The sequence below is a fragment of the Rhodanobacter sp. BL-MT-08 genome (genome assembly GCF_054161255.1).
Window position 1 is genome coordinate 2,467,488 of the sequence record NZ_CP167872.1, and the last position, 26,398, is coordinate 2,493,885.

22 protein-coding genes are annotated in these 26,398 nt (G+C 63.5%); 4 read left to right on the forward strand and 18 right to left on the reverse strand.

Going from position 1 to position 26,398, the window contains the following annotated elements; all coding sequences use genetic code 11:
* Positions 1 to 207: 207 nt before the first annotated feature.
* The 10 genes from smc to ACDK93_RS10840 all read right to left on the reverse strand — a co-directional run bounded on the left by smc (position 208) and on the right by ACDK93_RS10840 (position 11,540).
* Complete coding sequence (gene smc, locus ACDK93_RS10795) at positions 208 to 3,708, reverse strand: chromosome segregation protein SMC (protein ID WP_458068552.1); 3,501 nt, start codon at positions 3,706 to 3,708, stop codon at positions 208 to 210.
* Between the two features lie 136 nt (positions 3,709 to 3,844).
* Entirely contained in the window at positions 3,845 to 4,090 is a 246-nt protein-coding gene (locus ACDK93_RS10800; RefSeq protein WP_458072426.1) for a BolA family protein, read from the reverse strand.
* A gap of 23 nt (positions 4,091 to 4,113) precedes the next feature.
* On the reverse strand, positions 4,114 to 4,419 hold the full coding sequence (locus ACDK93_RS10805; RefSeq protein WP_458068553.1) for a YciI family protein: 306 nt from the start codon (positions 4,417 to 4,419) through the stop codon (positions 4,114 to 4,116).
* Position 4,420: 1 nt separating this feature from the next.
* Positions 4,421 to 5,935, reverse strand: a complete 1,515-nt coding sequence (gene lysS / locus ACDK93_RS10810) for a lysine--tRNA ligase (RefSeq protein WP_458068555.1) — start codon at positions 5,933 to 5,935, stop codon at positions 4,421 to 4,423.
* Positions 5,928 to 6,380 carry a TA system VapC family ribonuclease toxin gene (locus ACDK93_RS10815; RefSeq protein ID WP_458068556.1) on the reverse strand — a complete coding sequence of 151 codons (453 nt, stop codon included), beginning with the start codon at positions 6,378 to 6,380 and terminating at the stop codon, positions 5,928 to 5,930. Before ACDK93_RS10815 ends, lysS begins: the two co-directional genes overlap by 8 nt.
* Positions 6,377 to 6,619, reverse strand: a complete 243-nt coding sequence (locus ACDK93_RS10820; RefSeq protein ID WP_458068557.1) for a type II toxin-antitoxin system VapB family antitoxin — start codon at positions 6,617 to 6,619, stop codon at positions 6,377 to 6,379. The genes ACDK93_RS10815 and ACDK93_RS10820 overlap by 4 nt, the downstream gene beginning before the upstream one ends.
* A gap of 59 nt (positions 6,620 to 6,678) precedes the next feature.
* A protein-coding gene (prfB, locus tag ACDK93_RS10825) for a peptide chain release factor 2 (protein ID WP_458068559.1) occupies positions 6,679 to 7,804 on the reverse strand; the annotation gives its coding sequence in 2 pieces (ribosomal slippage) (positions 6,679 to 7,728 and positions 7,730 to 7,804; 1,125 coding nt in all).
* A 159-nt stretch (positions 7,805 to 7,963) separates the two neighbouring features.
* Positions 7,964 to 8,893 carry a Gfo/Idh/MocA family protein gene (locus ACDK93_RS10830; protein ID WP_458068561.1) on the reverse strand — a complete coding sequence of 310 codons (930 nt, stop codon included), beginning with the start codon at positions 8,891 to 8,893 and terminating at the stop codon, positions 7,964 to 7,966.
* Between the two features lies 1 nt (position 8,894).
* Entirely contained in the window at positions 8,895 to 9,887 is a 993-nt protein-coding gene (araD1, locus tag ACDK93_RS10835) for an AraD1 family protein (RefSeq protein ID WP_458068562.1), read from the reverse strand.
* Between the two features lie 75 nt (positions 9,888 to 9,962).
* Complete coding sequence (locus ACDK93_RS10840) at positions 9,963 to 11,540, reverse strand: aldehyde dehydrogenase (NADP(+)) (protein ID WP_458068564.1); 1,578 nt, start codon at positions 11,538 to 11,540, stop codon at positions 9,963 to 9,965.
* A gap of 74 nt (positions 11,541 to 11,614) precedes the next feature.
* Between ACDK93_RS10840 and ACDK93_RS10845 the strand changes: the two genes are divergently transcribed.
* On the forward strand, positions 11,615 to 12,409 hold the full coding sequence (locus ACDK93_RS10845) for a FadR/GntR family transcriptional regulator (protein WP_458068566.1): 795 nt from the start codon (positions 11,615 to 11,617) through the stop codon (positions 12,407 to 12,409).
* Positions 12,410 to 12,434: 25 nt separating this feature from the next.
* Here ACDK93_RS10845 and mmsB read toward each other — a convergent pair whose 3' ends face one another.
* The 3 genes from mmsB to chvE all read right to left on the reverse strand — a co-directional run bounded on the left by mmsB (position 12,435) and on the right by chvE (position 16,399).
* Entirely contained in the window at positions 12,435 to 13,640 is a 1,206-nt protein-coding gene (gene mmsB / locus ACDK93_RS10850; RefSeq protein WP_458068567.1) for a multiple monosaccharide ABC transporter permease, read from the reverse strand.
* Complete coding sequence (mmsA, locus tag ACDK93_RS10855) at positions 13,627 to 15,180, reverse strand: multiple monosaccharide ABC transporter ATP-binding protein (protein ID WP_458068568.1); 1,554 nt, start codon at positions 15,178 to 15,180, stop codon at positions 13,627 to 13,629. The genes mmsB and mmsA overlap by 14 nt, the downstream gene beginning before the upstream one ends.
* Positions 15,181 to 15,271: 91 nt before the next feature.
* Positions 15,272 to 16,399: a multiple monosaccharide ABC transporter substrate-binding protein gene (gene chvE / locus ACDK93_RS10860; RefSeq protein WP_458068569.1), complete on the reverse strand. Its 1,128-nt coding sequence runs from the start codon at positions 16,397 to 16,399 to the stop codon at positions 15,272 to 15,274.
* A 377-nt stretch (positions 16,400 to 16,776) separates the two neighbouring features.
* Here chvE and ACDK93_RS10865 point away from each other — a divergent pair, with 377 nt between their 5' ends.
* Positions 16,777 to 17,925: an aldose epimerase family protein gene (locus ACDK93_RS10865; RefSeq protein WP_458068570.1), complete on the forward strand. Its 1,149-nt coding sequence runs from the start codon at positions 16,777 to 16,779 to the stop codon at positions 17,923 to 17,925.
* A 13-nt stretch (positions 17,926 to 17,938) separates the two neighbouring features.
* Positions 17,939 to 19,735, forward strand: coding sequence for an IlvD/Edd family dehydratase (locus ACDK93_RS10870; protein ID WP_458068572.1), 1,797 nt, complete (start codon positions 17,939 to 17,941; stop codon positions 19,733 to 19,735).
* 65 nt (positions 19,736 to 19,800) lie between these two features.
* Here ACDK93_RS10870 and asnB read toward each other — a convergent pair whose 3' ends face one another.
* Positions 19,801 to 21,483: an asparagine synthase B gene (gene asnB, locus ACDK93_RS10875; protein ID WP_458068574.1), complete on the reverse strand. Its 1,683-nt coding sequence runs from the start codon at positions 21,481 to 21,483 to the stop codon at positions 19,801 to 19,803.
* 51 nt (positions 21,484 to 21,534) lie between these two features.
* On the opposite strand from asnB, the gene ACDK93_RS10880 reads away from it, so the two are divergent.
* Positions 21,535 to 21,993 (forward strand): hypothetical protein, encoded by a 459-nt coding sequence (locus tag ACDK93_RS10880; protein ID WP_458068575.1) that lies wholly within the window; start codon positions 21,535 to 21,537, stop codon positions 21,991 to 21,993.
* 77 nt (positions 21,994 to 22,070) lie between these two features.
* Here ACDK93_RS10880 and ACDK93_RS10885 read toward each other — a convergent pair whose 3' ends face one another.
* From ACDK93_RS10885 to ACDK93_RS10900, 4 genes are all read right to left on the reverse strand, one after another.
* Positions 22,071 to 23,156 carry an IS630 family transposase gene (locus tag ACDK93_RS10885; protein WP_458068577.1) on the reverse strand — a complete coding sequence of 362 codons (1,086 nt, stop codon included), beginning with the start codon at positions 23,154 to 23,156 and terminating at the stop codon, positions 22,071 to 22,073.
* A gap of 80 nt (positions 23,157 to 23,236) precedes the next feature.
* Positions 23,237 to 23,611 (reverse strand): STAS/SEC14 domain-containing protein, encoded by a 375-nt coding sequence (locus ACDK93_RS10890; RefSeq protein WP_458068579.1) that lies wholly within the window; start codon positions 23,609 to 23,611, stop codon positions 23,237 to 23,239.
* Positions 23,612 to 23,696: 85 nt separating this feature from the next.
* Positions 23,697 to 25,469 carry a DHH family phosphoesterase gene (locus tag ACDK93_RS10895; protein WP_458072427.1) on the reverse strand — a complete coding sequence of 591 codons (1,773 nt, stop codon included), beginning with the start codon at positions 25,467 to 25,469 and terminating at the stop codon, positions 23,697 to 23,699.
* Positions 25,466 to 26,392, reverse strand: coding sequence for a phosphoglycerate mutase (locus ACDK93_RS10900; RefSeq protein WP_458068580.1), 927 nt, complete (start codon positions 26,390 to 26,392; stop codon positions 25,466 to 25,468). The genes ACDK93_RS10895 and ACDK93_RS10900 overlap by 4 nt, the downstream gene beginning before the upstream one ends.
* Between the last annotated feature and the right edge of the window lie 6 nt (positions 26,393 to 26,398).

Here is a 26,398-nt window from a genome sequence, read left to right on the forward strand (position 1 = left end):
CTCAGAGCCTGTTTGTGATCTCCACGTCGCCCGCGCCGGGAGCGGTTTGACCGCAGGGCAAGGAAGATCGGGGGAGTGTACGTCGGTACACGACCGAGTGATGACGCCGGCCTGCGGTCAAACCGACCCGGCCCGCGTTGAGTCGTCGCGACCGCCAGGCGGGCGCGACGACTCAACGCGGGCCACGCGGAGATCATAAACAGGCTCTCATGCGGCGCCTGCGAGTTTAGCCGCTTCCGCAAGATCCACCTGCACCAGTCGCGACACGCCCGGCTCGCGCATGGTCACGCCGCACAGCTGGGTGGCCGCTTCCATCGTGGCCTTGTTGTGGCTGATGAAGATGAACTGCACTTTTTCGCTCATTTCGCGCACCAGGCTGGAGAAGCGTCCCACGTTGGCCTCGTCCAGCGGCGCGTCGACCTCGTCCAGCAGGCAGAACGGCGCCGGGTTGAGTCCGAAGATGGCGAATACCAGCGCGACGGCCGTCAGCGCTTTTTCGCCACCGGACAACAGAGTGATATTGGACACGCGCTTGCCCGGCGGGCGCGCCATGATCGCCACACCGGTATTGAGCAGGTCGTCGCCGGTCAGCTCCAGATACGCATGGCCGCCGCCGAACAGCCGCGGGAATAGCTCCTGCACCCCGGCGTTGACCTTGTCGAAGGTCTCCTTGAAACGCTGGCGGGTTTCGCGATCGATCTTCTTGATCGCGCCTTCGAGCGTTTCCATCGCGCTGACCAGATCGGCCAGCTGATTATCGAGATAGGTCTTGCGCTCGCTCTGCTCGGCGTGTTCCTGGATCGCGGCCAGGTTGACCGGCTCCAGCCGCACGATCTTCTGGCCCAGTTCGCCGAGCTGCTGGCGCCACTGGTCGGCGTCGATGTCCTCGGCCAGTTCGGCCAGCAGCGTCTCGAGTTCCAGACCGGATTCGCGGATCGCCTCGGCCAGCTGCTCGGCGCGCATCTGCAGCGCCTGCGCCGCCAGCCGCTTTTGCGACAGCGCTTCGCGCAGGGCGCTGAGGCCGTGCTCGGCGCGCTGGCGCTCCTGTTCCAGGCGGCGGAATTCGCCGTCGCAGTCGTCCAGCGCGCGGCGCGCTTCGACCAGCTGCCTGTCGACCAGCAGGCGCTGGTCGAAATAGGTCTGACGCTCGGCTTCGAGTTCGGCGATCGGATCGGAACCGGCGGCCAGCTGTTCGACGATGTCGGCGCGACGCGCGGCGATTTGCGCCAGCTGCGCGTCCATGCGGGCGAGCGACTGTTCCAGCGACGACAGCGATGAACGTCGCGACTCCAGGCCTAGCGCCAGCGCGTGCGACTGGTCGGCGGCCTCGCGCGCATTCATGCGCGCTTCTTCGCGCGCCTCGAGCAGCGTGCGCCGCTCGTTTTCCAGCGCGCGGCGTTCGTCTTCCAGATCGCCCATCAGGCCGACGGATTCGTCCAGACGAGCGCGCGCTTCCCGGGTCTGGCCCTGCAGCTCGTCGAGCTGGTTGGCCAGATCGTCGAGCTCTTCGCCGACCTTGGCGGCACGCGCACGCGCGGTTTCCAGCTTGCCGCGATGGCTTTGCAGCTGGCCGGCCAGCTCGGACTGCTTGCGATGCGCGTTGTAGAGCTCGCGCTGGGCATCGTCGCGCGCCCGCTCGACTTCGAACTTGCCGGTGCGCAGGCTTTCCAGCCGCTCGCCGTCTTCTTCCAACTGCGCTTCCAGCGTGGCGATCTGCTCGGTCAGCAGGCGCAGCTCGCGCTCGCGCGCCAGCACGCCGACCTGATTGCCCTGCGCGCGGCGCACGCGCGCCCACTGCGGCGCCAGCCAGTCGCCATCGCGGGTGATGATGGACTGCTCGGGGCGCAGCGACGCCACGCGCCGGCTCGCTTCCTCCAGCGTGTCGGCCGTCTGCACGTTGGCCAACAGCTGCAGCGCGGCGATCGGACCCTGCACGCGAGCGGCCAGCGTGTCGGCGGCGCCCTGGTCGCCGTGGGCGGACGCCAACAAGGCGATATCGGCCTCGCCCAGGCTATCGAATTCCGACACCAGGCCCAGCGGGCTGTCGACCAGCACGCCGTCGAGCAGACCGGCCAGCACGGTTTCCACCGCCGTTTCCCAGCCCGCGTCGACCTGCAAGGTTTCGCCGAGGCGGCGCGACCTGTTCAGCCCCAGCCGGCTGAGCCAGCCGCTGGCGGCGCTCTCTTCCTGCCCCAGCGCCGCGTGCTGCAGCGCTTCCAGCGACGCATGGCGACCGCGAGCCGACTGCAGCTGCTGGCGCGCCTCGTTGAGGCTGGACTGGACCTGGCGCTCTTCGTCGAGCACTTTTTCGTGGCTGAGCTTGTGCTGATCGAGCAGGCTGCCGAGCGTTTCGACGCGCTCGCGCTGGGTATCGTGATCGGCGTGCAGCTGCTCGCCGGCCGCGTCGAGCGCGGCGACGTCGGTCGCCTTCTGCTCCGCTTCCAGCGCCTCGCGGCGCTTGGACAGATCGATGCTCTGGCGGTCGAGGTAGTTAAGCTTGGTGCGCTCGACTTCCGCCGCGCGGCTGGATTCGCCGGCATGCCGGGTATGGCTGTCCCAGCGCTGCTGCCAGTCGGCCAGCCTGGCTTCGGTTTCGCGCTGGGCTTCGGCAGTGTCATCCTGCAGCTGCTGCAACGCTTCGAGCTTGGGCTCGCCTTCGGCCAGCGCGGTGCGCAGGGTTTCGACCTGTTCGCGGTCGGTAGCGATGTGCGCGGCCAGCTCGGCGTGCTCGCGCTCGGCATCGGCATGCGCGCGCTGCAGGCGATCGGCGGTCTCGCGGCTGTAGCGCACCTGCTGCTCGACGCGGGCGATCTCGGCGCCGACCTTGTACACCTCGGCCTGCACGCTATTGAGATGTTCGCTGGCGCCGCTATGGCGTTCGCGCACGGTTTCCAGCTGCGCTTCGATCTGGCGCTGCCCGGCCAGCTGCTTCTCGATTTCGGTTTCGGCCGCCGACAGGTCGGCACCCTCGCCGTCGTGCTGACTTTTCAGGCCGCGGTATTCCAGCGCGCGCAGCTCGGCTTCCTTGCGCGTCTGCTCTTCCTTCAAAGCCTTCCAGCGCTCGGCGGCGCGGGCCTGGCGATTGAGATGATCGAGCTGCTTGTCGACCTCGTCGCGCACGTCGCGCACGCGATCGAGATTTTCGCGGGTGGCCTTGATGCGGCTCTCGGTTTCCTTGCGGCGCTCCTTGTATTTGGAGATGCCGGCGGCCTCTTCCAGATGCGTGCGCAGCTCTTCGGGATGCGCCTCGATAATCTGGCTGATCATGCCCTGTTCGATAATCGAATAGCTGCGCGGACCCAGGCCGGTGCCGAGGAACAGATCGGTGATGTCGCGTCGACGACAGCGCGTGCCGTTCAAATAATAGGCCGACTGGCCGTCGCGGGTGACCTGGCGCTTCACCGAGATCTCGGCGTACTGGCCGTACTCGCCCTGCACCGAACCGTCGCTGTTATCGAAGATCAGCTCGACCGTGGCCTGACCCACCGGCTTGCGCGAATTGGAGCCGGAGAAAATCACGTCCGTCAGCGAATCGCCGCGCAGTCGGCTGGCCGCGCTCTCGCCCATGACCCAGCGGATCGCGTCGATGATATTGGACTTGCCGCAACCGTTCGGACCCACCACGCCGATCATATTGCTCGGCAGCTGCAGGGTGGTCGGGTCCACAAAGGACTTGAAACCGGCAAGTTTGATGGTGGTCAGGCGCATGCGGTCATCAATGGGGTCATCGGGTAACGCCTTCAGTCAGGCGACTCGTCACTGTGCCAAACCAGAGACGGGGCTGCAACGCGTTTGCGCTGGAGAAAAACCTTAGATAATATACTTATCTTATTGTTATAACTGATTATTTATCAGTTGCGTCGATCGAGAGCGCGTGGATGCCGTTGTCCATCAGCCCTTCCATCGCCGCATAAACCATGCGGTGTCGCTGCAGCGGCAGCCTGCCCGCGAAGGCTGCGCTGACGATGCGCACATGGAAATGCCCCTTGCCGGCATTGCCGTGGGAAGCGTGCTTGTAGCCCTCGTCCAGCACCTCAAGCGCGGTCGGCGCGAAGGCGAGTTCCAGGCGACGGCGAATCTCATCCACCATCGGCGTCATGGCCGGCGCGCTGCTCACGCGCTCGGCAACGTCTTGCGGAACGGCCGCACTTTGACGTCTGCGTAGACGCCGGCGGCCATATAGGGATCGGCCTTAGCCCAGCTTTCGGCTTCTTCCAGCGAGGCGAATTCGGCAACGATGAGGCTGCCGGTAAAACCGGCTGGACCCGGATCTTCCGAGGCGATCGCCGGAAACGGACCGGCCAGCAGCAGTCGACCTTCGTCGTTCATGTGCTGCAGCCGCGCCAGATGTGGCGGGCGGTTGGCGACTCGAGCTTCGAGCGAATGGGGAACGTCATTAGCAACGATGGCAAACCACATCTCAGGCCTCCGGGCGCATATAGGGGAACAGCAGCACGTCGCGGATCGACGCTGATCCGGTCAGCAGCATCACCACTCGATCGATGCCGATGCCCAGGCCGCCGGTGGGCGGCAGGCCGACTTCCAGCGCGCGAATGTAATCGGCATCGAAATGCATGGCTTCGTCGTCGCCGGCGTCCTTGGCGTCAACCTGCGCCTGGAAGCGCGCGGCCTGATCTTCCGGATCGTTCAACTCGGAGAAGCCGTTGGCGAGCTCCTTGCCATTGACGAATAGCTCGAAGCGGTCGGTGATGCCCTTGTCGGTGTCGCTCTCGCGCGACAGCGGCGACACCTCGACTGGATGCTGAGTGATGAAGGTCGGCTGGATCAGCGTGTGCTCGACGGTCTTCTCGAAAATTTCCAGCAGCAGCTTGCCCCAACCGTAGCCGGGCTTGACCTGCACCTTTAGGCGCGCGGCATGTGCTGCCATGGCATCGCGGTTGCGCAGCTCTTCACGCTTGATCTCGGGGTTGTGCTCCAGCACGGCGTCTTCCATGCGCCAGCGGCGGAAGGCCGGACCGACGTCGATCTCGGCGCCGTCCCAGGTCAGCTGCGTCGTACCGAGAACGCTCTGCGCCGTATCGCGGATCACCGATTCGGTGAGGTCCATGATCTCGTGATACGTGGCGTAGGCCTGATACAGCTCCAGCATGGTGAACTCGGGGTTGTGCCGGGTCGACACGCCCTCGTTGCGAAAATTGCGGTTGATCTCGTATACGCGATCGAAACCGCCGACCACCAGCCGCTTCAGATAGAGTTCCGGCGCCACACGCAGATACAGGTCCATGTCCAGCGCGTTGTGATGCGTGATGAACGGCTTGGCCGTGGCGCCGCCAGGAATCACGTGCATCATCGGCGTCTCGACCTCCATGAAGCGACGCGGCGGCGCTTCCAGCCACTGGCGCATGAAGCCGATGATCTTCGAGCGCGTGACAAAGGTGCGGCGCGCCTCTTCGGTCACGATCAGGTCGACATAGCGCTGACGGTAACGCTGCTCCACGTCGGCCAGGCCATGAAATTTATCTGGCAGCGGACGCAGGCTCTTGGTCAGCAGGCGCAGGCTGTCGGCACGCACGGAGAGCTCGCCGGTCTTGGTGCGCATGAGCACGCCTTCGGCGCCGATGATGTCGCCGACGTCCCAGCCCTTGAAGGCCTCGTACGCCTCGCCCACCGTGCCCTGATGGATGAACAGCTGGATGCGCCCGGTGTAATCCTGCAGCTGCACGAAGCTGACCTTGCCCTGCACGCGCTTGAGCACGATGCGACCGGCGACCTTCACCCGCCGCGCTGCCGCCTCGATCGCTTCAGCCGTCTGGACGTCCTTATCGGCGAACTCGGCTTGCAGATCGCCGGTAAAGCTGTCGATCTTGAAGTCGTTCGGAAACGCGATGCCCTGCCCGCGCAGCGCAGTCAGTTTCTCGCGACGCTCGGCGATGAGGCGGTTTTCGTCGATCGGGCCTTCGGATTCATCAGACATGAAAAGAGTTCTTTAGTGGATTGCGCACCGGCAGGCGCGAGTGGTAGCGAAGAAAATCACGGTCGGCTGTCCACAGCTGGCTGACGCCGTGATCGATGCAGATCGCCGCAATGCGAGCATCGTGTACCTGTGAACCGCTCACATCGGCATCGATGCAGAGTTCAGAAAACGTCAAGAAGTGCCCGGCGCTTTCGTGCAGTAACTGTACCTGGTCGCTGGCCAGCCACACCGATACGGCCTCCAGTGCGGCGTGCATCGTCGTGGGAACTTTATAAATACGGCAGTTGGTCACGTTGCCGATGAATTCGTGCACACAGGGCCACGGGATGGCCCAGGGGCGGCGGCTATTGGCCAGAGTGTTGATGGCAAACAAAGCTGGCTCATGCTGCTGCGCGTAATCGGGGCGATGAGCGTACACCAGGATATTGGTGTCAACGGCGATCATCGGCGACGGCTCTCTTCTTTGATCTTGCTCCACGAGGCGTCGGCAAAAGCTTCTGTAAAGCCCGCCGTACCATCGAACACCAGCGACTCGATGGCCTTTGGCGCGCTTCGATGGGTCGCTTCGCCCAGAACGTGCTGCAGGCCCTGCTCCACTAACGCGCGCAGCGTTGTTCCTTCGCGCTGGCTGACGCTGCGGGCGCGCTTGAGAAGCGAATCGTTTATCTCGATGGTGGTTTTCATATGGCTCCCCTTATACAAGGATATGGGCACCCATACCTTAGTCCTGCCAACGCATCCGATCAAGCATCCGAACGCTTGGAACCCGCTTCCAAGCCGGACTTCAAGCTCGCCTCAATGAAATCATCCAAGTCACCGTCGAGCACCTTCTGCGTATCCGTCCGCTCGATGCCGGTGCGCAGATCCTTGATGCGGCTCTGGTCGAGCACGTAGTTTCGGATCTGGCTGCCCCAGCCGATGTCGGACTTGGTGGCTTCCAGCGCGTCGCGTTCGACATTGCGCTTCTGCACTTCCAGCTCGTACAGCTTGGCCGCCAGCATCTTCATCGCGGTGGCGCGGTTGGCGTGCTGGCTGCGGCCAGTCTGGCAGGCGACGACCGTATTGGTCGGGATGTGCGTGATGCGCACCGCCGATTCGGTCTTGTTGACGTGCTGGCCGCCGGCGCCGGAAGAGCGGTAGACGTCGGTCTTCAGGTCGGCTGGGTTGATGTCGATGTCGATGTCGTCGTCGACTTCCGGCGAAACGAAGACCGACGTGAAGCTGGTGTGGCGGCGGTTGTCTGAATCGAACGGCGACTTGCGCACCAGGCGGTGCACGCCGATCTCGGTCTTCAGCCAGCCGTAGGCGTAATCGCCTTCTACCCGGAACGTGGCGGATTTGATCCCGGCGACGTCGCCACCGGAGACTTCCATCAGCTCGGTCTGCCAGCCGCGCGACTCGCACCAGCGCAGGTACATGCGCAGCAGCATTTCGGCCCAGTCCTGCGCCTCGGTGCCGCCGGCGCCAGCCTGGATATCGACGAAGGCGTTGGTCGCGTCCATCTTGCCGGAGAACATGCGCTGGAATTCCAGCTTGCTGATCTGGCCATCGAGTCGCGCCACGTCGGCGACGACCGACTGGGCGGTTTCCTCGTCGCCGTCGGCAATGGCCATCTCGAGCAGCTCACGGGCATCGGTGAGACCGGCGGTGAGGCTATCGATGCCGCTGACGATATCGTCCAGGCGGGCGCGTTCGCGGCCCAGCTCCTGCGCGCGTGCCGGATCGTCCCAGATGGTGGGGCTTTCCAGCTCGCGGCTTACTTCTTCGAGACGCTCACGCTTGGTGGCGTAGTCAAAGATACCCCCGAAGCGACTCGACGCGGCCGCTGAGGTCCGCAATCTGCGCGAGGATGGGATTGGTCTCGATCATGGGTTCGCTCTTACCGGTTTTTCGACCCGCCATAATAGCAGACGACAACCAGCGGTCAGCGCTGCCGGCTTGGTCCCAGCGCTCGCCAGCGCCATGGTTTGGCTAGAAATGATGGGCTGACCGAACTGCGCGCAGCCTAAATCACTTGTCCGAGATCCATCAGTCCTCAAACGCCTCAACCGTTTTTCGACGCCCGAGCAGGAACGCGTCGGCCACCAGGCGCAGCGGAGCCGTATCGACATCACTGGCACCGTCGCGAATCAAGCTTGCAAAACGCGCATATAACCCGGCGTACTCGCGATCTTCGGCGCGCTCGACACCATTCGGCAGCTCAAGAACCGCGCCACCGTTGGCTAGTTTCAACGTGCCGGTATCGGTCTCGACCACGATGTCCCAACTCTGCGGGCCGGTCTGGCGCCAGTCCAGATCCATCGCTATCTCGACGCCGGCGGTATCCGTGAACGTCATCTCGGCGGCGATCGGCGCCGCGCGATTGGCCGGCGTCGAGAGGACGGCGGAGCGCAGAAAGAACGCGCGCGGCAGGATGCGCGTGGCAATCGACAAAGCATTGATGCCGGGGTCGAATACGCCCAGACCACCCGGTTCCCAGATCCATGCCTGCCCCGGATGCCAAACGCGAACGTCCTCGCGCCAGACGATCGACACGCGCTCGATACGCCGCTCGGCCAGCCATGCGCGCGCCGGCTCCACGCCACCGGCGTAACGCGAGTGCCAGCCGGCAAAAAGGGTCAGGCCACTGACACTGGCCTGCTTTTCCAGCGCCGCCACTTCGGCGAGCGTGGCGCCGGGAGGCTTTTCGAGAAAAACGTGGATGCCCCGCGCCAGCGCTCTCGCCGCCAGCTCATGGCGAACCTGCGGCGGCGTGCAAAGGACTACGGCGTCTACCGCAGGGCCATCGTTGAACAGCGCGTCGAGCGTATCGAAACGAGTAACGCCCTCGATGTCCGAGCTGCTGCTTGGATCCACCACAGCCTTCAGACGGAAAGCGTCATTGCCGGCGAGCGCAGAAAGATGCTGATCGCGGGCAATCTTGCCCAGGCCGATCACCGCCACTCGTATCGGACCCATCTCAAAGCGCCTTGATGCTGAACGTCTGGCCCGAGGCGATCGCCAGTCGATTGCGCAGCGGCAGGGTGAACGGTGCCGCCTCGATCTCGAACTGATCACCCTCCTGCGTTTTTATGCCGTCGGAGAACGACAGTGTGGCGGTGCCAAAAAAATGCACGTGAACATCGCCCGGCTGGCGAAATACGTCGTACTTGAAATGATGCGCCTCAAGATTGGCGAAGCTGTGCGACATGTTTTCCTCGCCGGAGAGGAAGGGCTTCTCCCACAGTACCGCGTCTCCGCGCCGAATGCGGCTGGCGCCTTCGATTTGCGCCGGCATCGGACCGACCAGCAACTCCGGGCCCAGCGCCGCCTGCCGCAGCTTGGAGTGTGCCAGCCAGAGATAGTTGTGGCGCTCGGTGACGTGATCGCTGAACTCATTGGCCAGGCACACGCCAAGGCGAAACGGCGTGCCGTCTTCGCCAATGAGATAAATGCCCGCCAGCTCGGGCTCTTCGCCGCCGTCTTTCGCGAACGATGGCAACGTCAGCGGCTGGCCGGGACCGACCAGGCCGAACCCGTTGCCCTTGTAGAACCATTCCGGCTGACTGCCGACTTCCCCGGCGGCCGGCTTGCCGCCTTCGACACCTTCGAGAAATATCCGCATCGAGTCGGTCTGCTTTTCGGCCGCTGCTGCTGCGCGATGCATCTTGTCGCGGCCTTCGGCAGAGCCCAGATGGGTCAGGCCCGTACCCGTCATGAACAGGTGCGCCGGATCCGGGTGATCGATCGGCGCCAGCAGCCGGCCAGCGGCCAATTCGGCAGCGACGTCCACCGACTCGCCAAAGCCGCAGTCGGCCACCGCGCCAGCGAGGTCTGTGCCCATGGTGATCGCCAGCTGCGCCAGCGCTCGCACGCTGTCGACGCCCACCACAAAGGCGTCGCCGCTGCCGGTGGAGGCGACGACGGAGCGATGGCCGCTCGCGTCACGATGCTGCAGAAGGCGCAAGGTCATGTTGTTCCTCTCTTAATGGAGATGCGGCACTCGCCAATTTACGAAGTGCGGTAAGGCGTGGCATGCGGACGACGATCATCCGTGCGTGGCAATGCCATCGAGCAGTCGCGGCAGCCCGGCGTCATCGCGCAGCACGGCGGGTAGCAGCTGCGGCGGGAAATTCTGGTAGGAGACCGGCCGCAGAAATCGATCGATGGCCAGGCTGCCGACGGAAGTCGATCGTCCATCGGAGGTGGCCGGATACGGTCCGCCGTGCACCATCGCATGCGTCACCTCGACGCCGGTCGGCCAGCCGTTGACGACGATGCGTCCGCTGCGGCGTTCCAGCAGCGGCAGCAGCCGCGCGGCCAAATCGATATCGCCATCATCCATCTGCAGCGTGGTGGTCAGCTGCCCTTCCGCCGCCGCCAGCACCGCCTTCAGCTCGGCCTCATCGGCGCAGCGAACGAGCAAGGACGACGCGCCGAAGACTTCATGCCCCAATACCTTGTCAGACAAAAACGACCGGCCGCTGGTCGAGAACAGGGCCGCGCGACCGGCGTTGCCACCGTCGGCCGCCGGACCCTGGGCAATGGTCTGCACCTGGCCATGCTGGTGAAGCGCGTCGATCGCGTGTTCGTAGGCCGAGTGAATGGCGCTCGTCAGCATGGTCTGCGCGGCGGCGCCCGAGACCGCTTCGGCGGCCGCCGACACGAAGGCATCAAGCCCATCGCCCTCGACCGCCAGCAGCAGGCCAGGGTTGGTACAAAACTGGCCGGCGCCCATCGTCAGCGATCCGACAAAGGCCTTGCCAAGCGCAGCACCGCGCGCGCGCAGCGCTTCGGGTAACAGCAGCACGGGGTTGATGCTCGACATCTCGGCATAAACGGGAATCGGAACCTCGCGCGCTTGCGCCAGTTTGACCAGCGCCAAGCCACCGGCGCGCGATCCGGTAAAGCCCACCGCCGTGATGGCAGGATGCTTGACCAGTGCTGCACCCAGTTCGATGCCCGGACCGACCAGATGAGAAAACACGCCGGACGGCAGGCCGCTGGCCTTCACCGCCGCATGTATCGCATCGGCAACCATGGCGCCCGTCGCCGGATGCGCCGGATGACCCTTGACCACGACCGTGCAGCCCGCCGCCAGCGCCGAAGCGGTGTCGCCACCGGCCGTGGAAAAGGCCAGCGGAAAATTGGACGCGCCGAACACGGCCACCGGCCCCAGCGGGATCCGTCGCAGGCGCAGGTCGGCGCGCGCTGGCGCCGTCGTGCCCGGGTTCGCCGGGTCGATCCGCAGGCCCATCCAGTCGCCGCGCCGCAGCACACCGGCGAACAGCTTCAGCTGGTTGACCGTGCGGCCGCGCTCGCCCTCGAGACGGGCGCGCGGCAGGCCGCTTTCGCGCATCGCGGTGACGATCAGATCGTCGCCCAATGCTAGAATTTCGGTGCCGATGCGCTCGAGAAACACCGCCCGGGCTTCGGCATTGGTCGCACGGTAGGCGTCGAATCCCGCCTCGGCTGCCAAACAGGCCGCATTGACTTCGGCGATGCCGTCGACTGCAAAACCAGGGCCGAAAGGCTGACCGGTCGCGGCATCGATCGAGTGGAAATCCATTGTCGCGTCATCCGTCAGTTGGGTCTTGCCGTCGTTCGACATTATGCTCACCGCCATTTATTACTCAGACAATTAGGTTAAGGCGCGTATGCTGGTTTTGCAATGCCGGCGGTTTCCTAAGATTTCCGAGCGTGCGTGCCGTGCAACATTGCAACTCGTTACCGAGGGGTGAACTCTTGAGCAAGACAATCACGCCAGCAGAACCCATCAAGCGTGCGCGCGAGCCTCGCGGGACCGGTCGCCGCCTGTACGGCGCGATCGCCCACAAGCTGGGGGCGGCGATCTTGGCCGGGGAATATCTTCCGGGCCAAGTGCTTTCCGGAGAAATCGTGTTCGCCGAGCTGCTTGACGTATCGCGCAGCGCGTACCGTGAGGCCATCCAGGTGCTTGCCGCCAAGGGGTTGGTCGAAAGCCGGCCCAAGGCAGGCACTCGCGTTCTGCCGAGAAACCGCTGGAATCTGCTCGACCCGGATGTACTGGGCTGGGCCTTTGCAGGGCAACCGGACGTCGCCTTTGTCCGCAGCCTGTTCGAGCTCCGCGCCATCGTCGAGCCTGCCGCCGCCGCGCTGGCAGCGGAGCGACGCGACAAGGCCGCACTGAAGAGCATGCGCGACGCGCTGGCCGGCATGACGCGGCACACGCTGGCCAGCGAAGCCGGCCGCATGGCCGACCGTGATTTTCACAACGCGATTTTGCATGCCACCGGGAACGATGCGTTGATCGTCCTCAGTGCGAGCGTATGCGCCGCCGTGAGCTGGACCACGCAGTTCAAGCATCGCCAGCGCGAACTGCCGCGCAACCCCATCCCCGACCATCGTCGCGTGCTCGATGCGATTGCCGCAAGCGACCCGGCCGCCGCGAGCGAGGCGATGCGGGTGCTGGTGGAGCTGGCGCTGGAAGATACGCGCCAGTCGATGCAGGCCTGAGCTGCATCGACCGACACCTGCCGTTTCAGCGGCCGCCGGTGCGGCGCTTGTTGTAGACGTCGAATGCCACGGCGGCCAGCAGCACGAGTCCCTTGATCAGCGACTGGTATTCCGTGCCGACACCAAGAATCGACATGCCGTTGTTCAACAGTCCGATGATGAGTCCACCGACGATCGCTCCCGTCACGGTACCGATGCCGCCGGTGACCGCGGCGCCGCCGATGAATACGGCCGCGATCGAGTCGAGCTCGAAGCCCGAACCGGCGCTGGGACTCGCGAGATTGAGCTGCGCGGTGAATACCAGCCCGGCCAGCGCCGAGATCACGCCCATATTGACGAACAGCAGAAAGGTAACGCGCTGCGTCTTCACGCCGGAGAGCGCCGCCGCATGCAGGTTGCCGCCGATCGCATAGACGTGGCGCCCAAAGACCGAACGCGCCATCACCGCCGCATAGATGACGATGAGCAGACCCAGGATCACCAGCACGATCGGCGTGCCGTTGTAGCTCGCCAGCAGAAAGGCGATGTAGAGGATAAGGAACGCGCCGAAGGCCAGTTTGAGGACAAACCACCACAGCGGCTGCGATTCCAGCCCGTATTTGTGACGGGCCAGACGCTGACGAACCGCACCCGCAATCAGCACGATCGACGCCAGCGCACCCAGCGCGAGCGTCAGCGGCTCGTAGCCACTGGTACCGAAGCTCGGCAGAAAGCCGGAGCCCAACCGGCGGAAGGCATCCGGAAAGGGCGATATCTGCTGGTTCTGCAGCGCGATCTGCGCGGCGCCGCGAAACACCAGCATGCCGGCCAGGGTGACAATGAAGGCCGGTATTCGAAAGTACGCGATCCAGAATCCCTGCCAGGCACCGACCAGTGCGCCAAGAATCAGGCACAGCACGATCGCAATAGGCCACGCGATATGCCATTCGGTAATCATGACGCCGGCCATGGCGCCGACGAAGGCCACCACCGAACCGACGGACAGATCGATGTGACCGGCGATGATGACCATCACCATACCGATCGCCAGAATCAGGATGTAGCTGTTCTGGATGACCAGGTTCGAAACGTTGATCGGGCGCAGCGTGATGCCATGTGTAGTGATCTGGAAAAACAGCACGATCACGATCAGGGCGCTGAACAGGCCCACCTGGCGAAGTTGGCCGGTGAGGTAACTCAGTACATTGCGTGCCTCGCTGACGGGCTTCGCCACTTCGTTAGACGTTGTCACTGGTGGTTCTCTCCCGCTCTCTTGTCATGTGCTGCATAAGGAATTCGGCGGTCGCCTGCGAGCGCGGAACATCGGCGGTGATGCGCCCCTCGGCGAGGGTATAGATACGGTCGCACACGCCGAGCAGCTCCGGCAGCTCCGACGAGATCATGATCACGCCTTTGCCCTCGTCGGCGAGCCGGTTGATGATGGTATAGATCTCGTACTTGGCACCGACGTCGATGCCGCGCGTCGGCTCGTCGAGGATGAGCACATCCGGATCGGCGTACATCCACTTCGACAGCACGACTTTCTGCTGGTTGCCGCCGGACAGTTTTCCGGTGATCGAGTCGACGCTCGGCGCCTTGATGTTGAGGCTCTTGAGGTATTTCCCGGCGACGGTCGCTTCCTTGTGGTCGTCGACAAAACCAAACAAACCCGCCAGCTTTCCCAGCGCCGAACCCGATACATTGCGGGTAATGTCGTCGATCAGGTTGAGCCCGTAGCGCTTGCGGTCCTCCGTCGCATAGGCGATGCCGTGCTGAATCGCTTTCGATACTGTGCCCGTATCGATTTCGACGCCGCGCTTGAAAACCTTGCCGCTGATCTTCACGCCGTAGCTCTTGCCGAACAGGCTCATCGCCAGCTCGGTGCGCCCTGCCCCCATCAGCCCGGCAATGCCGACGATTTCCCCGGCGCGAACGGTGATCGAGGCGTCCTTGACAATCTGGCGCGTCGTGTCGATGGGATGGAACACATTCCAGTGTTCGATCCGCAGCAGCTCCTCACCGATCGTCGGCGCGTGATCCGGGTAGCGGCTTTCGAGCTCACGCCCAACCATGCCCTTGATGATCCGCTCTTCGGTGATTTCATCGGCATGCATGTCGAGGGTTTCGATCGTTCGACCGTCCCGGATGATCGTCACGGCGTCGGCAATCGCCTTGATCTCGTTCAACTTGTGGCTGATGATGATCGAGGTGATGCCCTGGCTCTGCAGCTGCTTGATCAGCCCGAGCAGGTGCGCCGAATCCTCGTCGTTCAGAGCCGCTGTCGGCTCATCTAGAATAAGCAGCTTCACCCGCTTGGAAAGCGCCTTCGCAATCTCGACCAGCTGCTGTTTGCCCACGCCGATATCGGTGATCTTGGTGATCGGATTGTCTTTCAGGCCCACCCGCGCGAGCAGCTTGGAAGCCTCGAGGTTGGTCTTGTTCCAGTCGATCCAGCCCTTCGTCTGCTGCTCGTTGCCGAGAAAGATGTTCTCGGCGATAGACAGGTACGGGCTGAGCGCCAGCTCCTGGTGAATGATGACGATGCCGGCGGCCTCGGAATCATTGATGTTCCTGAAATCGACCTTGGCGTCTTCGAAGACGATCTGTCCCTCAAAACTGCCCGCGGGATACACGCCGCTGAGCACCTTCATGAGGGTCGATTTACCTGCGCCATTCTCGCCGCAAACGGCGTGAATATGGCCACGCTTGACGCCGAGCGAGACGTTTTGCAAGGCCTTGACGCCTGGAAACGTCTTCGTGATGCCCTGCATTTCCAGAATGTTTGTGGTCACGTTTTCTGCTTCTTCCTGATTGAGAAGAATGAGGAGGAACCCAGGCGCTAACGTCGGATAAACCAACGAACAGCGCCTGGGCGGGCGACCATTACTGCAGCTGTGCTGGCGTGTAGTAGCCGCTGTCGATGAGCACCTTCTGGTAGTTCGCCTTGGTAACAACCGTCGGCTGGAACAGATAGGTCGGCACCGTGATGACCTTGTTGTTGTAGCTCTTGTCGTCGTTGGTTTCCGGCTTCTTGCCGGTCAGGATGTCGTTGGCCATGACCGCCGCCTGATCGGCAAGCTTGCGCGTGTCCTTGTAGATCGTGGAGTACTGCTGACCGGCGATGATCGACTTGACCGACGCCGCCTCGGCATCCTGCCCGGTGATGATCGGCAGCGGTTTGGCGGAGCTTCCGTAGCCGGCACCCTGCAATGCCGAAATGATGCCGATCGACATGCCGTCGTAGGGCGACAGCACCCCAGAGAGGGTCGCGCCATCGGAATAGGACTTCGCAATCAGGTTCTGCATGCGGGCCTTGGCCGTTGCCGGATCCCACTGCAGCGTGGCGACCTGGCTGAAGCCGGTCTGACCGCTCTTGACGACGATGGAACCGTCGGCGATGTAAGGCTTGAGGGTGTCCATCGCGCCGTTGAAGAAGAACGTGGCGTTATTGTCGTCCGGGCTGCCGGCGAACAGCTCGACGTTCAGCGGACCCTTCTTGTCGGTCTTCTTGCCATCCGCATCGAGAAGCCCGAGGCCGGTAAGCAGACTGTTGGCCTGGTCTACGCCGACCTTGTAGTTGTCGAACGAGACGTAGTAGTCGACGTTCTTGCTGCCGGTCAGCAGGCGGTCGTAGGAAATGACTTTGATGCCGGCCTTGGCTGCGGCATCGAGCTGATCGCTGAGCGAACCGCCGTCGATCGACGCCACGATCAGAATTTTCGCACCCTTGGTGATCATGTTGCTCACCTGGAGTACCTGCTGGGGAATCTTGTTGTCGGCGTACTCGAGATCGACCTTGTAGCCAAGTTTTTCGAGGTCTTGCTTCACGGCGTCGCCGTCCTTGATCCAGCGCTCGGAGACCTTCGTTGGCATGGCGACTCCGATCAGCGCGCCCTTGTTGTCGGACGACGCCGCTGCGCTATCCGAGCCTCCGCGACCGCCGGAGCATGCGGCGAGCGAGAACGCCAGGCCCATTGTTGCGATGCCGATCAGTAATTTTTGTGCCTTCACGGTGAGTACCTTTCAGTTGATTTCAGGACGTCTTCATCGGTGTAGTGCTGATCGGTCCACATTGTCCGGGTGCGGATCCGCGTGCTGCCCTGGAAACAGGCGGCCAGTTTCTCTTCTAATCGTTCAAGCCAGAATCATCGACGCCATTCTGTCATCCCGCAGCGCCAGCGCCTGATGACGGACAGCAGCAGGCGCGCTTGCTCATGGTCCCAGCCTGGCTCCATTGGGAGGAAGCAACGCGCCGCATTGAGATCGCCTTCGATGAATTGGAATGTTCTTTACTGCGACGCGCTTCATCGCTTATCTTGTCTGAGTAATAGACTATCGACGCAGTCCTCATGCGTCAACGACCACTCGCAAAACCAACAGGAGTAGATATGAGCATGTCGCTTAAGATCACATCCGTCGCCGTTTTAACCGCGTTGATGGCGTGTAGTGGACACGTTTTTGCAGCAGAAGCAAGTCGCGCTGCAGCAGGACAGCTCAAAGACGGCAGCAGCGTAGACGCAATTACACTGAGTAATTCGCATGGCATCAAAGCACGAATTCTTGCCTACGGCGCCACGCTGCAGTCGCTGATCGCGCCGGACCGCAACGGCAAACCGGCAGACGTCATTCTGGGCTACGACGATCTGAGTTCGTACGTGGATCATCCCAACTTCTTCGGCGTGACGGTTGGCCGTTATGCCAACCGCATCGCCGGCGGCCGATTTGCGCTGGACGGCAAGACGTACCAGCTGCCGCTCAACGACAAGACCAACAGCCTGCACGGCGGGGGCAACGGCTTCGATAAAGTTCTCTGGAAAGTCGTTTCGGTGAAGAGCGGCCCCGTGGCCAGCGTCGTGCTCTCGCATCACAGCGCGGACGGTGATTCGGGCTATCCCGGCAATCTCGATGCCACTGTCACTTACACCCTCGACGAGAGCGGCAACCTTGGCATTCGGTTCGAAGCAAAAACGGACAAGCCGACCATCGTCAATATGACGAACCATGGCATCTTCAATCTGGCTGGTGAAGGTTCGCCGGACGGTGCCATGAATCAGCGCCTCACCATACCGGCAAGCGCGATCACGCCGGTCAACGCTACGCTGATACCAACCGGTAAGCTGCGCCCTGTCGCGGGAACAGTGTTCGACTTCCGCACGCCACGCGTCATTGCCGATGGCCTGCGCGACGGTCGTGACGAGCAGATCGTTTTCGGCCGCGGCTACGACCACAATTTTGCGCTCGATAAAGGTGTTACCAAGACGCCGCAGCTCGCTGCGCGGCTGGAAGATCCCGCCTCCGGTCGCGTACTGGAAGTATTGAGCACCGAACCGGGCGTGCAGTTCTACACCGGCAACTTTCTCGACGGCACCTTTATCGGCAAGCACAGCCACGTCTACCGCATGGGCGACGGCGTCGCGCTTGAGCCGCAGAAATTCCCCGATGCACCCAACGAACCCGGCTTTGTCTCGGCCCGCGTCGATCCTGGCAAGCCCTATGTACACACCATGATTTATCGCCTATCCACGCTTCCTGAGTGATCTGCAGCCTGCCATGAACAATCCCGCCAAACCCAAGCTTCGTTCGCGCGCCTGGTTCAACAATTCCGACAATATCGACATGACGGCGCTCTATCTGGAGCGCTACCTCAACTTCGGTCTGTCGTTGGAAGAACTGCGTTCGGGTAAACCGATCATCGGCATTGCCCAGACCGGCAGCGATCTTTCGCCCTGCAATCGCCACCACATGGTGCTGGCCGAGCGCGTGCGCGACGGCATTCGCGAAGCGGGCGGCATACCGCTGGAGTTTCCGGTGCACCCGATCCAGGAGACCGGCAAGCGCCCGACCGCCGGCCTCGATCGCAACCTCGCGTATCTGTCGCTGGTCGAGGTGCTGTACGGCTATCCCATCGATGGCGTAGTGCTGACCATTGGCTGCGACAAGACCACGCCCGCCTGCCTGATGGGGGCCGCGACGGTCAACATCCCGGCCATCGCGCTGTCGGTCGGCCCCATGCTCAACGGCTGGCACAAGGGTGAGCGCACGGGCTCGGGCACCATCGTGTGGAAAGCGCGCGAGCTGCTGGCCACCGGCGCCATCGACGAGGACGGCTTCATCAAACTGGTGGCGTCGTCGGCGCCGTCCACCGGCTACTGCAACACGATGGGCACGGCGACGACGATGAACAGCCTGGCCGAAGCGCTCGGCATGCAGCTGCCGGGCTCGGCGGCGATTCCGGCGCCGTACCGAGATAGGCAGGAAATTGCCTATTACACCGGCAAGCGCATCGTCGAAATGGTGGCTCAGGATTTAAAGCCCTCGGACATCCTCACACGCGAGGCGTTCCTCAATGCGATCGTGGTCAACTCCGCCATCGGCGGATCGACCAACGCGCCGATTCATCTGGCGGCAATCGCGCGGCATATCGGCGTCGAGCTGGCGATCGACGACTGGCAGACCTACGGTCACAAGATACCGTTGATGGTCAACCTGCAGCCGTCGGGGGAATACCTGGGCGAAGACTTCTATCGCGCCGGCGGCGTACCCGCGGTCGTGGCGGAGCTGATGAAGCAGGGGCTGATTCACGAGGATGCGATAACGGCCAACGGCAAAACGATCGGCGACAATTGCCGCGATGCGACGATCGAGGACGATCGCGTGATACGCCCGTTCGCCGACCCGCTGAAAAAAGATGCCGGCTTTATCGTGCTGCGCGGCAACCTGTTCGACAGCGCGATCATGAAGACCAGCGTGATCAGCCCGCAGTTTCGCGAGCGCTACCTCAGCAATCCGGAAGACCCCGAGGCGTTCGAGGGACCGGCGGTGGTGTTCGACGGTCCGGAGGATTACCACCACCGCATCGACGACCCGTCGCTCGGCATCACCACCGACACCCTGCTGTTTATGCGCGGCGCAGGACCGGTCGGCTACCCGGGCTCGGCCGAAGTAGTGAACATGCGTCCGCCCAACTACCTCATTCGCGAAGGCGTGCACGCCCTGCCCTGCATTGGCGACGGCCGCCAGTCCGGCACCTCGGGATCACCTTCGATCCTCAATGCCAGCCCGGAGGCAGCGGTGATGGGTGGACTGGCGTTGATCCGCACCGGCGACCGCGTTCGCATCGACCTCGGCAAAGGCACCGCCAACGTGCTGATCAGCGATGAGGAGCTGGCCGAACGGCGGCGTGCGCTGACCGAAGCGGGTGGCTACGCCTACCCGGCGTCGCAAACGCCGTGGCAGGAAATCCAGCGCAAGTTTGTCGGTCAGATGGAAACCGGCGCCATTCTCGAAGGTGCTGAAAACTATCAGCAGATTGCGCAGACACGTGGACTGCCGCGGGATAGCCATTAGGCGACCGCGGTTGTAATGCGACTGGGTGCCGAGGCCTGCGTGCAGGCCTCGGCACTGAAGAACGTTCATGCCAGCGCGTCGTCGTGTACGCCGCGCACTGCGCGACCGGACGGATCCGCCGCGTTGGCAAACGCCGGGTCCCAGGCCAGCGCCGCCGGCGACGAGCAGGCGATCGACTTGCCGCCGGGCACGGTCGCCGCGCAAGCTTCGCCCGGAAAGTGCTGCTCGAAAATGCGGCGATAGAAATACGCTTCTTTAGTGGCGGGCGTGTTGAACGGATACCTCGCGGCGGCCGCCGCGAATTCACGGTCGGTCACGGCCTGTTCGGCCTGCGCTTTCAGGCCATCGATCCAGCCGTAACCCACGCCGTCGCTGAACTGTTCTTTCTGGCGCCACAGGATTTTTTCCGGCAGCGCGCCGTCGAAGGCTTCGCGCAGCACACCCTTTTCCATTTTTCGGTTAGACGGGCCGGCCTTGTCGATCATCTTGTGTTGTGCGTCCATGCCCATCGCCACGTCGATGAATTCCAGATCGAGAAACGGCACGCGCGCCTCCACGCCCCAGGCCATCATCGCCTTGTTGGCGCGCAGGCAGTCGTAGCTGTGCAGCGCGTCGATCTTGCGCACGGTCTCCTCGTGGAATGCCTCGGCCGACGGCGCCTTGTGGAAATACAGGTAGCCACCGAACAGCTCGTCCGAACCCTCGCCCGACAGCACCATCTTCACGCCCATCGCCTTGATGCGCCGCGCCAGCAAATACATTGGCGTGGCGGCGCGAATCGTGGTGACGTCATAGGTTTCGATATGGCGAATGACCTCGGGCAACGCGTCCAGCCCTTCCCAGAAGGTGTAGACAAAACCGTGATGCACCGTGCCCAGCGCATCGGCGGCGATTTGCGCGGCGGCGAGATCGGGTGAACCTTCCAGGCCAATCGCGAACGAATGCAGCCGCGGCCACCACGCTTCGCTGCGATCTTCGTCTTCGATGCGCTCGCGCGCGAAGCGCGCAGCGCAGGCGGCAACCAGTGAGGAATCGAGCCCGCCGGATAGCAGCACACCGTACGGTACATCGGTCATCAGCTGGCGATGCACGGCCTGCTCGAAAGCCAGTTTGAGCGCGGCCGGCTCGACCGACGTGCCCTGCGTATGCGAATAGTCACGCCACGGTTTGACGTAATACTGGCGCAGCTCGCCGCTGGCGCTGTCATAGATGTGGCCTGGTGGAAACGACGCGACATCCGCGCAAAGGCCGACCAGCGATTTCATTTCCGAAGCCACGCACAGACGGCCGTGCGCATCGTGGCCCCAGTACAGCGGGCAGACGCCGATCGGGTCGCGCGCAATCAGGTAACGCTGCGCTTCGCCATCCCACAGCGCAAAGGCGAAGATGCCGTTGAGCCTGTTGACGAAATCGGTATCGCCATCGCGGTACATCGCGCTGATGACTTCGCAGTCGGAGCCGGTGGTGAAGTCATACGCGCTGCCGGCGCGCAGTTCGCGGTGGTTGTAGATCTCGCCGTTGACCGCCAGCGCCAGCGCGCCGTCGCGCGAGCGCAGCGGCTGCGCGCCGCTGGCCGGGTCCACGATGGCAAGGCGCTCGTGCACCAGGATGGCGCCAGCGTCGACAAACACGCCGCTCCAGTCCGGCCCCCGATGGCGCTGCCGCTGCGAGAGCTCCAGCGCCTGGCGACGCAACTGCGTCAGGTCGTCGCCGGGCTGCAGGTCGAACATTCCGAAAATCGAACACATCGCATTTCCCCTTGGTTTGTCTGATGAGTCTTTACTGATTACAAAACCGGGATGCCCGGCGATTTGTTCCTGCGTTCGGCATACGGCCATCCGTGGATGGCCGGAAATTGCTCCTGCATTTCCGGCATACCGGCCATCCATGGCCCGCCGAAAATTGCTCCTGCATTTCCGGCATACCGGCCATCCATGGCCCGCCGGAAATTGCTCCTGCATTTCCGGCATACCGGCCATCCATGGCCCGCCGGAAATTGCTCCTGCATTTCCGGCATACCGGCCATCCATGGCCCGCCGGAAATTGCTCCTGCATTTCCGGCATACCGGCCATCCATGGCCATAAAAAAAGAAGGCCCGCACTGGGCGGGCCTTCTTCGCGTGTTTTTCGTGGAATCCGAACTACGCGAAGGCCCGCCAACGGCTGGCGTTATTATTCGCGTTGTTATTGCTGTTACCCACAAGCGCGACCGGCTGCGCTATAAGCGCGGCGCTGGTCGAGAAGCTGGGAGTCATTGAAGTCATGGCTCGACTAAAACAGATACGGCGCGCCAACGCAAGCCCGCTGATGCGACACTCTGCGCAGGTACCGGCAACTAGTGTAGTGCTGCATTCTGTTTGGAACTTAAGCGGTTGTTGGCGCGGATGACCTTCTGGAGGATGTCGCGCGCGCTCTTGGTCCAGATGAAAGGCTTGGGCTGGATGTTGTGGTGAGCGACGTATGCCTCGATGGCAGCCACCAGTTCGGGCACGCTGGTGAACACGCCGCGACGCAGGCGTTCGGTGGTGATGTCGCGGAAGAAACGCTCAACCATGTTCAGCCACGACGCCGAGGTCGGGGTGTAATGCATGTGGAAGCGCGGATGCTTGTCCAGCCACGCTGTCACGACCGGGTGCTTGTGCGTGGCATAGTTGTCGGCAATCAGGTGCAAGGCCTTGTCCTTGGGTGTGCGGCGGTCGATCTTCTTCAGGAACTTCAGCCACTCCATATGCGTGTGGCGCGGCTGGCACTGACCGATGACCTGGCCATCGAGCACATTGAGCGCAGCGAACAGGGTGGTGGTGCCATGACGTTTGTAATCATGCGTCATCGTCTGGGCGCGCCCCTTCTTCAGCGGCAATCCGGGCTGCGTGCGATCCAGCGCCTGTACCTGGCTTTTCTCGTCGCAGCACAGCACCAGCGCGTGCTCGGGCGGCGACATGTACAGACCGACGACATCTTCGAGTTTCTGCACGAACTGCGGGTCGCGCGAGATCTTGAAACCCCGCACGCGATGCGGCTTCAACCCGTTTGCGCGCCAGTGGCGCGAGACACTGGCGGCGCTGATGCCCAGCTCAGCGGCCATCGTGCGCGTGCTCCAATGGGTGGCTGCCGAAGGCGTGCTCTGCGTAGTCAGTTCCACCAGCCGGGCCACGTCGACCTTCGACGGGGGCGCGCCGCGCGGGCGGTCGCGCTCGATCCCGGCGAGTCGATGCTGGGCATAGCGTTCGCGCCAGCGCGCGACCTGCACCCGCCCGAGGCTCAACTGCTCTGCAATCGCCTTGTTCTGCTTGCCCTCGGCCGACAGCAAAACGATCCGGGCGCGCTGCACTAGCCGGACGCTGGTGAGCTTGGAGCGAACCAGATGGGTGAGCTCACTCTGCTCCTCCTCGCTCAGCACAATGTTGGGGGCAACTCGCACGCCATCTCTCCCGCGGGCCTCGTAGTAAAACATGAGACCGGCGGGTCGCTTATACGTTCAATCAAGATTGAAACACTACACTAGCCGCGCGGCGGCTCGCTGATCCAGCTGATCGCCGACGGCAGCTCCGCATTGCTGAAAAGCCGGAATTCCGCCGGTATCGCAAAGCCCATCGCTGTCGCCGTCATCCGCAGCCACTGCACGTCGGTGACCAGCGCCACGCGATCCCAGCTGCTGAGATGGCGCATGCCGAGCTTGGCGTCATCCCACATCGCGCCCGGGTCAAAGCCGGTGAACTGTTCGCCGATGTGATAGATCAGGCGAAGCTTGCGATTCAGCGCAAACGCCGCCTCGACATCGGGCACGATGATGCGCGCATAGTCGTCCGCCGTGACCTGGCCAATGGCACGAAAGCCCAGCGTTCCGGCCGGCAGTCCCTGGATCTGTTCGATCATCGCTTGCTCCTGGCATAGGTGAATGGATTTGAATCTAGCAGCAGCTTGCATCGGTCATCGTGAACGATGCGAACGGCGTGCTCCGTTAGATCGCTTCGATATGCCGCAACAGCAGCCGCGGCGTTTCGCGGCCCTGCCAGTCGTTGATGGTCAGTTCGTACACCGCGCGCAGTCGCGTTGGTGGCGGCGTGCCGTGGTACGCGTTGAACATCACCGCATCGTGCATGGCGCCGTCGCGCGGATCGCGCAGCTGCAGGCGCAGGTGCCTCTCGCCCATCAGCTTCCAGCTCTGGCATTCGAACGCATTGTCGAACAGCGGTTCGGGAAACGCCTGCCCCCACGGCCCGGCCTGACGCAGCTGCCGGGCCAGATGCAGCGACGCGGCGCCCGCGGGCAATTCGCCGTCGGTGTACAGCACCGCCTGCAGTTGATCGGCGTCGAGCAGCTCGCGGGCCACTGCGTCGAAGGCGTCGGCAAAACGCGCGTAGTCGCAGGTCTTCAGGCTCAATCCGGCCGCCATGGCGTGGCCACCGAAACGGTCGATCAAACCCGGGTGCCGTGCGTCGATCGCCGCCAGCGCATCGCGAATATGAAAGCCCGAAATCGAACGGGCCGAACCGCGCAGCTCGTCGGTGTTGTCTTCACTGGCCGGCGCGAAGGCGATCACCGGGCGGTGCAGCCGATCTTTCAGTTTGGACGCCACCAGCCCGACGACGCCGGCGTGCCACGACGGTTCGAACAGGGTCACGCCGACGGCATCAGTATGCGCCGCAGCGTCTGCCATCTGTTCGGCCTCGGCCACCATCGAGGCCTGCAGATCGCGTCGCTCCAGGTTGATCGCGCTGAGCTGTTCGGCGTAGCGATACGCCTGCCCCACATCATCGGTGAGCAGGCACTCGATGCCCAGACGCATGTCTTCCAGTCGACCCGCCGCGTTCAAGCGCGGGCCGACGACGAACCCCAGATCGCTGGCGCACAGCGTCGCCACGCTGCGCTTGCCCGACTCGATCAAAGCGGTGATGCCGGCGCACGCGCGGCCGCTGCGTATGCGCTTGAGGCCGGCTTCGACCAGCACGCGGTTATTGAAATCCAGCGGTACAAGATCCGCGACCGTGCCCAGCGCAACAAGGTCGAGCAGGACCGAAAGATCGGGCTCCGTTGCGCCGAACGTGCCCCGCTCGCGCAACCTGGCACGCAGCGCGAGCAATAAATAAAACATCACGCCAACGCCGGCCAGCGCCTTGCTGGGAAAGCTCTTGTTCAAGATCGCGTCGTGCGCGCAAATCTCGCAGGGCGGGCTGCTGTGCCCGCATTGGTCGACGTAGACCAGATTGGGATTGACCATGGCATCCGCGGCAGGCAGCTGCTCGCCCGGCAAGTGGTGATCGGTGACGATGACCTTGATGCCGCGCGCCCTGGCCGCCGCCACGCCCGCCACGCTGGCCACGCCGTTGTCGACGGTGACGATCAGCTGCGGCGTCGGCTGCATCGATTCGACCAGCGCCGCGCTGAGCCCGTAACCGTGGATGAAGCGATGCGGCACCGCATAGCTGACTTTTTTGGCGCCCAGCATGCGCAGGCCGCGCACGGCCACCGCCGTACCGGTAGCGCCGTCGCAGTCGTAATCGCCGGCAACCACGATGCTCCAGTCGTCGCGGATCGCTTCGACCAGTATCTCGATCGCCTGCGGCATGCCGCCCAGCGCCTGCGGCGACAGCATGCGCGCCAGGCGGTGTTCGACCTGATCGGGCGTGAGCACGCCACGCGCGGCGTAGATCTGCTGCAGCACGACGTGCACCGCATCGGGCCAGCCGCTGGGCGTGCCGGCGATCGTCCGTCGGCGCAGCTGCGGTGTCATCGACGGGTTGCCCGACGCCACAGTCGCCAGCGATGCCACGGCTTGCTCTGCCAGCGTTCGCCGCTGGCAAAGTGCAGACGCAGCGAGCGGCGATGCATCAAGGTTTCGATAACCGGTAACCACGCGGATTCGATCTCGCGTATCGGCAAATCCTGCAAATCGATCAACCATCCATTCGCAGTGGCGGCAACGGCTGCTTCCGTTCGCGCAAGACATTTGATGCCGGCACGCGCGGCCAGTGCGGTGAGCAGCAAATCGTCGCTGATGACGCCGGTCAATGTACTGGGCAGCGGCGGCGCCAACGCACCGCCGCCCCAGAGCCACAGGCTGTTCGCCGGCGCCAGGCCACGCGCGCGCCGCGCGTTATTGAGCGGATGCTGATGTAGCAGGACCTGAATATCGTTGATCAGCACGCGCCAGCGCTTGCCTTCGGCGCCCTGCGGCAGGTGCTGCGAAAGATCTTCACCCAGCGCCTGCTCGGGCGCCGAGAACGTCGGCAGCGAGGTATTCGGCGGCAGTCGCAGATGCCAGCGATCCGGTGTGGTGATTTCCAGCGCGATCCCCGCGTCGTCAAACGCCGGTCGCAGCGCATCGGCAAAGGCGAGCGCTTCGTCCATCGTCAGCTGCAATTGCCCGCAGGCCAGCAGCCGCACGCCGTTCATTTCGGGCTGCACCCAGGCGGGATCCGCCGACAGCCAGGTATCCTCACCGGCATCGTGAGCCACGTGTTCGCGCGTGGTAGCGGCGGCTGCCATCGAGTTGTCAGCACCGGCAAAGTAATCGCCCAGACCGGCCAGATAACCGGCGCGTCCATTGCTGAGCCGATCGGCGCGAAGCAGTAGCGCTCGCAACGCGCTCGCAGTGCCGGTCGCCGGTAACGCCGGCAACCACAGATGCACGGTTGTGTCCGGCTTCGCGGTCATATCGAT